At 71.8% G+C, this 8,164-nt stretch carries 9 protein-coding genes; 3 read left to right on the top strand and 6 right to left on the bottom strand.

All coding sequences use genetic code 11. From position 1 onward, the window contains the following. Positions 1 to 533 precede the first annotated feature (533 nt). From G3I65_RS45095 to G3I65_RS45075, 5 genes are all read right to left on the bottom strand, one after another. Positions 534 to 1,172 (bottom strand): response regulator transcription factor, encoded by a 639-nt coding sequence (locus G3I65_RS45095; protein WP_160701538.1) that lies wholly within the window; start codon positions 1,170 to 1,172, stop codon positions 534 to 536. A gap of 3 nt (positions 1,173 to 1,175) precedes the next feature. Further along, positions 1,176 to 1,565 carry a hypothetical protein gene (locus tag G3I65_RS45090; RefSeq protein ID WP_160701537.1) on the bottom strand — a complete coding sequence of 130 codons (390 nt, stop codon included), beginning with the start codon at positions 1,563 to 1,565 and terminating at the stop codon, positions 1,176 to 1,178. Positions 1,566 to 1,594: 29 nt separating this feature from the next. After that, positions 1,595 to 2,803: a cytochrome P450 gene (locus G3I65_RS45085; RefSeq protein WP_160701536.1), complete on the bottom strand. Its 1,209-nt coding sequence runs from the start codon at positions 2,801 to 2,803 to the stop codon at positions 1,595 to 1,597. Between the two features lie 147 nt (positions 2,804 to 2,950). Continuing rightward, a complete protein-coding gene (locus G3I65_RS45080) occupies positions 2,951 to 4,342 on the bottom strand; it encodes an aspartate aminotransferase family protein (RefSeq protein ID WP_160701535.1) in 1,392 nt (463 codons plus the stop codon). Positions 4,343 to 4,459: 117 nt separating this feature from the next. Then, on the bottom strand, positions 4,460 to 4,942 hold the full coding sequence (locus G3I65_RS45075) for an Lrp/AsnC family transcriptional regulator (RefSeq protein ID WP_091388854.1): 483 nt from the start codon (positions 4,940 to 4,942) through the stop codon (positions 4,460 to 4,462). Between the two features lie 181 nt (positions 4,943 to 5,123). On the opposite strand from G3I65_RS45075, the gene G3I65_RS45070 reads away from it, so the two are divergent. Beyond that, entirely contained in the window at positions 5,124 to 6,488 is a 1,365-nt protein-coding gene (locus G3I65_RS45070; protein ID WP_160701534.1) for an APC family permease, read from the top strand. On the opposite strand, the gene G3I65_RS45065 is transcribed toward G3I65_RS45070, so the two are convergent. Beyond that, entirely contained in the window at positions 6,485 to 6,715 is a 231-nt protein-coding gene (locus tag G3I65_RS45065; protein ID WP_160701533.1) for a hypothetical protein, read from the bottom strand. The genes G3I65_RS45070 and G3I65_RS45065 overlap by 4 nt on opposite strands. Before the next feature lie 125 nt (positions 6,716 to 6,840). Between G3I65_RS45065 and G3I65_RS45060 the strand changes: the two genes are divergently transcribed. After that, entirely contained in the window at positions 6,841 to 7,305 is a 465-nt protein-coding gene (locus tag G3I65_RS45060; protein WP_160701532.1) for a hypothetical protein, read from the top strand. Then, on the top strand, positions 7,298 to 8,164 hold an 867-nt coding region (locus tag G3I65_RS45055), incomplete at its 3' end, for a PPE domain-containing protein (protein WP_160701531.1). The genes G3I65_RS45060 and G3I65_RS45055, both read left to right, overlap by 8 nt.

The raw sequence follows: 8,164 nt of genomic DNA, 5'->3' as shown, positions 1-8,164 counted from the left end.
CCTTGGGTGCGTCTCACGCACCGAAGGCCACCTTGGGTGCGTCTCACGCACCGAAGGCCACCTTGGGTGCGTCTCACGCACCGAAGGCCACCTTGGGTGCGTCTCACGCACCGAAGGCCACCTTGGGTGCGTCTCACGCACCGAAGGCCACCTTGGGTGCGTCTCACGCACCGAAGGCCACCTTGGGTGCGTCTCACGCACCGAAGGCCACCTTGGGTGCGTCTCACGCACCGAAGGCCACCTTGGGTGCGTCTCACGCACCGAAGGCCACCTTGGGTGCGTCTCACGCACCGAAGGCCACCTTGGGTGCGTCTCACGCACCGAAGGCCACCTTGGGTGCGTCTCACGCACCGAAGGCCACCTTGGGTGCGTCTCACGCACCGAAGGCCACCTTGGGTGCGTCTCACGCACCGAAGGCCACCTTGGGTGCGTCTCACGCACCGAAGGCCACCTTGGGTGCGTCTCACGCACCGAAGGCCACCTTGGGGCGCTAGCCCGAGCGCCGGTCGCCGGGTCTGGCGCGAGGCCGAACGTCAGCCCGGACGGCACAGCCCCCGCTCGTAAGCCACCAGCCCGGCCTCCGTGCGGTGCGCGCACCCCAGCTTCCGCACCACCCGGGCCACGCACTCCCGCACCACCGGCTCCGCCAGCCCGAGCCGCTCCGCGATCTCCGCGTTGGTCAGCGCCGACCCGATCCCGATCAGCACCTCGCGCTCCCGCGACGACAGCAGGTCCACCCGCGCCAGCCGCTCGTCCCGCGGGCCCGACAGCCGGGTCGCCGCCGAAATCCAGCGGCGGGAGGCGTCCGGGGACAGGACCACGTGCCCGTCCGCGGCCAGGCGGACCACCTTCAGCAGCTCGTTCCGCCGCGCCGACCGCAGCACGAACCCCGCCGCGCCGTCGCGCAGCGCTCGCAGGATCGCCGCGTCGGAATCGAACGTCGCCAGGACCAGTACCGCCGGGCGGCGGATCACCGGGCCGAGCGGGCCCAGGCGCGGGTCGAGCAGGACCACGTCCGGCAGCCGGCGGCGGAGGGTCGTCCGGGCCGCCGTCGCGTCTCCGACCGCGGCGATCAGCTCGACGCCGTCGGCCTCGGCGAAGATCGCGCCCAGCCGCGTCCGGACCGTTTCGTCACGTTCGGCCACCAGGACCCGGACCGGTGGCGCGAGCACGGCTCAGTCCCGCGGGCGCAGGCGGATCAGCGGCAGGTCGCTCTTCGACGCGCCGACGAGGTCGCGGCCGCCCGGACCGCGCAGCCGCAGCTCGCGGAAGCGGACCGCCGACAGCTGGGCGGCTTCGATCGGGTAGACGTCGCCGTAGCGCTTGATCTTGTCGACCAGTTCCTTGCCGAGCAGCTCGACGAGCCCCGCGTGCCGGGTCGCGCCGCCGCCGAGGGGGACGTCCAGCTGCTCGCGCACCTCGGGAAAGCGCTGGTCCAGCTCGACCGCGAGCTGGTGGATCGTGACGTACGCCGGGCCGAAGTCGCCCGCGTCCGGTCCGGCCGGGATTTCCTTCAGCACCTTGACGAGCTTGTCATCCATCCCGAGCTTGTCCCACAGGGTCACGCTTTTCCTCCTGCCACGGCAGCCGTTGTCTACCAGAGGACCGGCACGCGGTCCACTCCCCCGGTGACACGGTTCGTCCGGATCCGGAGTTCATCGACGCCGACGGCCAGCCGCAGCCCCGGGAACCGGCGGAACAGCGAGCCGAACACGACGCGCAGTTCGGTGCGGGCGAGGCTCGCGCCGATGCAGAACCAGCCGCCGTAGGCGAACGCCATGTGCGCGTTCGGCTTGCGCGCGGGGTCGAACGCGTCGGGGTCCGGGAACACCGTCTCGTCCCGGTTGGCCGCCCCGATCGCCAGGACGAGGGCGTCGCCGCGGGCGATCCGCACACCGCCGAGCTCGACGTCGTCGTGCGCGTACCGCAGGACGCCGAGCCCGCTCGGCGCGGACAGCCGCAGGATCTCCTCGACGACGCCGTGGACGCCGCCCTCGGGGTCGGCGGCCAGCGCGTCGCGGCGGGCGAGGTCGGTGAGCAGGTAGAGCGCGCCGAGGTCGATCCGGTTGGACGTCGTCTCGTGCCCGGCGAACAGCAGGCCGGCGGCGAGCCGGGCGAGGTCGTCGTCGCCGAACGCGGGGTCGTCGGCCTGCGCGCGCACCAGGTCCGAAACGACGTCCTGGCCGGGTTCGCGCCGCTTGACCGCCGCGAGCCGCCCCATGTAGGCGGCGAACTCGTCCAGTGCGGCTTCCGCCCCGGTGCCGATGTCCATCCGGCCCATCCGGTCCGACAGCACCCGGAACGTGTCGCGGTCTTCGTACGGGACGCCGAGCAGCTCGCAGATCACCAGCACCGGCAGCGGGAACGACAGGTGCTCGTGCAGGTCGACGGGCTCGCCGCCGGCGCCGGCCCGTTCCATCGCGTCGAAGCAGCCGTCGGCCAGCTCCTGGACGTGCCCGGCGAGCCGCCGGATCCGGTTGGCCGAGAACGCGGGCACGAGCAGCTTCCGCATGCGCGCGTGCTCGGCGTGCTCGGTCTCGTGGTCACCCTGCGGCCGGCTGAGGATGGCGGCGTCCGACAACGCCGACGCCTCCTCGGGCGCCGGGTGCGACCGCCCGAACCGCGGATCGGTGAACACCGCGCGCACCTGCTCGAACCCGGTGACCAGCCACGCCGGATCACCGGCGGGCGTGGTCACGCCCACCACCGGCCCCTGCCGCCGCAGCACCGCGAACAGCGGCGCGATCTCGAGGACGTTGGGCCGTTCGAACGGCAGCCGCGGCGTGTCCGTGGTGGCGGTCATCGAGGTCCCCTCCCGGGAGCGCGGCCGGCCACACGGACGCGGGCGACCGGTCACCGGCCCCTACCCCCGGTCCCCCGCGATCCACGGTACTCAGGAACGACGCCGCCGGGCGGAAAGCGCGGTTTCCCCGCCCTTTTGGGCGAAGCCCTACAACAGCTGCCAAGCCCGCGTCAGCGTGTCCCGCAGGATCTGCTCCATCTCGTCGAACTGCCCCTGATCGCAAACCAACGGCGGCGACAGCTGCACCACCGGCTCGGCCCGATCATCAGCCCGGCAATACAACCCAGCCTCGAACAACGCCTCCGACAGGAACCCGCGCAGCACCCGCTCCGACTCCGCCGCGCTGAACGTCTCCTTCGTCGCCTTGTCCTTGACCAGCTCGATCCCGTAGAAGAACCCGGCCCCGCGGACGTCCCCGACGATCGGCAGGTCCAGCAACTTGTCCAAAGTGGACCGGAACGCCGCTTCCCGCGTCAGCACGTGCGAGTAAAGCCCCTCGCGCTCGATCAGGTCGAGGTTCGCCAGCGCCACCGCGCAGGACACCGGGTGCCCGCCGTAGGTCGAGCCGTGCATGAACGTCGTCTCGCCGCGGGTGAACGGGTCCATCAGCCGTTCCGAGGCCAGCACCGCGCCCAGCGGCGCGTAACCCGACGTCAGGCCCTTCGCGGTCGTGATGATGTCCGGCTGGTACCCGTACCGCTTCGCCGCGAAGTCGTACCCGACCCGGCCGAACGCGCAGATCACCTCGTCGGACACCAGCAGCACGTCGTGCTTGTCGCAGATCTCCCGCACTCGCGCGAAGTACCCGGGCGGCGGCACGAAACACCCACCCGTGTTCTGCACCGGCTCGAGGAACACCGCCGCGACCGTGTCCGCACCTTCGAATTCGATCGCCTGCTCGATCTGGTCGGCCGCCCAGCGACCGTAGGCCTCGTAGTCGTCGGCGTGCTCGGGGGCGCGGTAGAAGTTCGTGTTCGGCACGCGCAGGGTGCTCGGCACCAGCGGCTCGAAGTCCGCCTTCGCGCCGGGGATGCCGGTGATCGACAGCGCGCCCTGCGAGGTCCCGTGGTAGGCCAGCGCGCGGCTGATCACCTTGTGCTTGCCCGGTTTCCCGACGAGCTTGAAGTACTGCTTCGCCAGCTTCCACGCCGTCTCGACCGATTCGCCGCCGCTCACCGTGAAGAACACGCGGTTCAGGTCGCCGGGCGACGCCGAGGCCAGCCGGGTGGCCAGCTCGATCGCCGCCGGGTGGGCGTGGCCCCACAGCGGGAAGTACGCGAGCTGCTTCGTCTGGCGCGCGGCCGCCTCGGCGAGCTCCTCGCGGCCGTGGCCGACCTGGACCGCGAACAGGCCGGCCAGCCCGTCGAGGTAGCGCTTGCCCCGGGCGTCCCAGATGTACGGGCCTTCGCCGCGCACGATCACCGGGACGTCGGTCTCGTCGTAGGTGGAGTGGCGCGTGAAGTGCATCCAGAGGTTGCTGCGGGCGGCCTGGGCCAGGCTCGAAGCGTCGGCGGTGGCGCGGTCGGCGGTTGTGGTCATGCCTCGGTTATCGCACGCTCCGAAGCATCAATGCAAGCGATTCAGTCGTCCAGCCGAACCTGAACAACTAATCCAGAAGTTCCACAGGGGACAGACCTTCGGATTCAGTCGTCACCCTCAGCGAGTACCCCACTGGTAGGTCTGCTTCCGCAGCTTGAGGTAGACCATCGCCTCCGCGTGCCGGACGCCGGGCAGCGCGCGGATCCGCGTCGAGATCAGCTGCAGCAGTGCCTCGTCGTCGGCGCAGACGGCTTCGCACAGCAGGTCGTAGCGCCCGGCGCAGAGGATCACGTACGCGATCTCGTCCATTTCGGCCAGCGCGTCACCGACCGGCTCGAGCGGGCCGTCCACGGTGATCGCGATCATCGCCTGCCGGAACAGCCCGACCTGCAAGGGATCCGAGACGGCGACGATCTGGATGACGCCCGAGTCCGACAGCCGCTGGACCCGCTGCCGGACCGCGGCTTCCGAGAGGCCGACCGCCTTGCCGATCGTCGCGTACGCCCGCCGCCCGTCCTCCTGCAGTTGCGCGATGATCTGCCGGGAGATGTCGTCGAGCACCGGCGGCGCGGGCCGGCTGGGGGTGTCCTGGCTGCTCACGTCCGGATCATCCCCGACGCGGGCGACGCCGGGCAACCGCGCCACGCCGTCACGTCCCGTCACCGAATACGAAGCATCACGGCCGACCCGACAACGGATTTAGTCGTCCAAGTGGCGTTGACAACACCGAATCGGTGCTGTTCCATCCGTCGCACCTTGCCCCCGGCCGGAGGGAACGCCGATGCCCCGCACCCCCGCCCCACCCGCCGCCGTCCCCGCCAAGGCGAAGAAGACGCTCACCCGCTCCATCGGCGTCGGCGGCGGCACGCTGCTGACGCTCAGCTGCGTGACGCCGGCTTCCTCGCTGTTCGTCCTCGTGCCGCCGCTGTTCGCCGACCTCGGCACCGGCACCGCGCTCGCCATCGCGCTCGCGGTGCTGCTCTGCGTCGGGATCGCGTTCTGCTACTCCGAGCTCGGCACGCTGGTGCCGAGCGCGGGCGGCGAGTACGCGATGGTGACGACCGTGGCGAACCGGTTCGCCGGCTGGCTGACCTTCATGCTGTCGTTCATCGTGATCCTCGTCGTGCCGCCGATCATCGCGATCGGGGTGGCCGACTACCTCGCCGCCGTCGCCGACGTCAGCCCGTCGGTCGCGGGCGCGCTCGTGATGCTCGCCTCGACCGTAATGGGCCTGCTGAACCTGCGGTCCAACGCGTGGATCACCGGCGTCTTCCTGGTCATCGAGATCGTCGCGATCTTCGCCGTGTCCCTGCTCGGCTTCACGCACACCACGCAGAGCCCCGCCGTGCTGGTCAAACCGACCCTGGGCACCAGCGGGATCGGGCTGATCACCGTCGTCACCGGGCTGGCCGTCGCGCTGTTCGTGGTGCAGGGCTTCAGCACCGCCGTCTACCTCGCCGAGGAGATGCGCGAGCCGCGCAAGACCGTCGCGCGGACCGTGTTCTGGACGCTCGGGATCAGCGCCGTGGTCATCCTCGTGCCGGTCGTCGCGATCACCCTCGCCGTGCCGGACGCCGCCGCGCTCGCCGGCGTCGACCTCACCGCGCTGGTCACCGGCTGGAGCAGCCCGGCCGTCGGCACGGCGATCAGCCTGTGCATCGCGGCGGCCATCGTCAACGCCGTGATCGTCATGGTCATCCAGAACTCGCGCGTGCTCTACGCCTCCGCGCGCGACCAGGCGTGGCCGACGCCGGTGAACCGCGCGATGAGCGTGGTCAGCGAGCGGTTCGGCGCGCCGTGGGTCGCGACCCTGGTGGTCGGGCTGTCCGAAGCGGTTCTCTGCTTCGTGCCGGTGGAGACGCTCAGCGGCGTCACCGGGGTCGCCGTCGTCGCGCTCTACCTCAGCGTCGCGGCCGCCGCGCTGGGCGCCCGCCGGGCGGCGCACCGGAAGCCGCACGTCTGGCGGATGCCGGCCTGGCCGCTGGTGCCGGTGCTCGCGGCCGGGGCGCTGGCCTACGTCCTGGTCGAGCAGAGCGCGCTCGACCTCGGCATTACCGCGGGCGTGCTGGTGGTGTCGGCGCTGTACTGGTGGGGGTACCTGCGCCGCCGCCCCGAGCGCTGGGTCGTGACGGTCCCGCGGGACTAGTCCTTCCGGCGGAGCTGGCGGATGCCGACGACGATCACCGCGAGCAGGCCGGCGATCGAGACCAGCGCCCACACCCAGGTCGGGATGCCGACGGCGTCGAGGCCGGCGGGCGGCGGGGTCGTCGGCGCCGCCGGACTGGTTTCGGTCTGGGCGGCAGCGGGCCCGCCGAGCACGACGAGCCCGGTGAACGCGGCGAGAACGGCTCCGAGGACACGACGCGGGATCATCCGGACATCCTGCCCTATCCGCCTGTGCAGTCTTCGTGTCCACCCGTGCAGCCGCGGCGGGCCCACTTCTCTTCGCGCCGCGCATTGGCCAGGATGGACGCCTGGGTGGCGAGGGAAGGACCTCCATGGCGACGGTGCGGGACGAAGCCGACGCGCGGAAGCAGCTGCGCAAGGAAGACCGGCTCACGGCGAACGAGCCACGGGAGACCGCGGCCGACGTCGCGAAGCCCGACGGCGGCGGCTCGGCCGCGCTGGTCGCGGACGCCGGCCTCATCGCGCTGGACTACGACCAGGTCGAGCAGGCCAAAGCGGCCATCGACGAGCGCTCCCGCGCGCTGTCGGCCCACCTCGCCGCGGCCGCCGAGCTGAGCACCCCGCTGGCCGACGGGCACGGACCGGTCGCGCACTGGATGCGCCGCTCGTTCGGGCTGCGGGGCGGCACCGACCCCGGCGGCGTGCAGGCGACGCTGCGGTCCTACCTCGACGAGCTGGCCTCGCTGCGGCAGGCGCTCGACAGCGTCGCCACGACGCACCACCGCAACGACGACGAGGCCGCCGAGGTCCTCCGGGCGGGTGAGCGCGATGCCTGAGTTCCACTCCACGCACCACCAGCCGACCGCGCGGGAGAGGCGGAAGGCGCGCCGCGTCCGGCGGCAGAAGGAAGTCAACGGCCGCGAAGCGTCGTTCGGCCGGATCCACTGGGACAGCTACGACCACCGCGAACTGTGGGACATGATCCAGTCGGCCGACCCGCCGAAGCTTGGCGAGCAGGCGCACCGGTGGGCCGAGCTGGCCAAGGGCCTCGACACCGAGACGGCGGAAGTCCACAAGCTGGTGCAGAACCTGCTGCTGTCGTGGCGCGGCCCGTCGGCGGTCCGGGCCGCGGACTCGATCGGCAAGCTGACCGGCTGGGCGAGCACGGCGAGCACGAACGCCCGCGAGATCGGCGACGGCCTCGACGCGTACACCTCGGCGATCGGCGAAGCGCGGGCGAAGATGCCGAAGCCCGTGCACTACTGGGCCGAGCACTGGTTCCAGCAGGGGTACGCCGTCAAGCGGCTCGACGGGCCCGAAGGCCGCTACCTGCTGAACGAGCTGCTCGACGACAAGCTCCCGACCAAGAAGCAGGCGGACGACGCCAAGGCCGAAGCCGTCCGCGTGATGGAGCAGTACGAGAGCGCGAGCCACGACGTCCGGCACCGCCTGCCGACGTTCGACGCGGCACCGCAGGTCAGCGCGACCGGCGACGTCGTCCACCCGGTGCCGCCACGGGATCCGCACCACGATCCCGAGTTCGAAGACCCGCCCGCGGATCCGCGCGTTCCCGGCACCGCTCCGGAGGACGCGACGTCGACCGCGTCCGCCGTGCCCGCGGCGCTCACCGGAGCCGGGCTCCCGGGCGCGCTGGACGGCGTGATCGGGCCGGGCGGTCCGACGACGACGGGTGCC

Source organism: Amycolatopsis sp. SID8362 (assembly GCF_010550475.1).
Taxonomy (GTDB): Bacteria; Actinomycetota; Actinomycetes; order Mycobacteriales; family Pseudonocardiaceae; genus Amycolatopsis; species Amycolatopsis eburnea.
The sequence above is the reverse complement of the archived record's forward strand: the minus strand, read 5'-3'. Positions and strand labels throughout refer to the sequence as shown.

Excerpts from the sequence above, each read along its gene's own strand:
- G3I65_RS45060 (WP_160701532.1), top strand. The coding sequence starts at position 6,841 with ATGGCGACGGTGCGGGACGAAGCCGACGCGCGGAAGCAGCTGCGCAAG.
- G3I65_RS45085 (WP_160701536.1), bottom strand. The coding sequence starts at position 2,803 with ATGACCGCCACCACGGACACGCCGCGGCTGCCGTTCGAACGGCCCAAC.
- G3I65_RS45080 (WP_160701535.1), bottom strand. The coding sequence starts at position 4,342 with ATGACCACAACCGCCGACCGCGCCACCGCCGACGCTTCGAGCCTGGCC.
- G3I65_RS45070 (WP_160701534.1), top strand. The coding sequence starts at position 5,124 with ATGCCCCGCACCCCCGCCCCACCCGCCGCCGTCCCCGCCAAGGCGAAG.
- G3I65_RS45065 (WP_160701533.1), bottom strand. The coding sequence starts at position 6,715 with ATGATCCCGCGTCGTGTCCTCGGAGCCGTTCTCGCCGCGTTCACCGGG.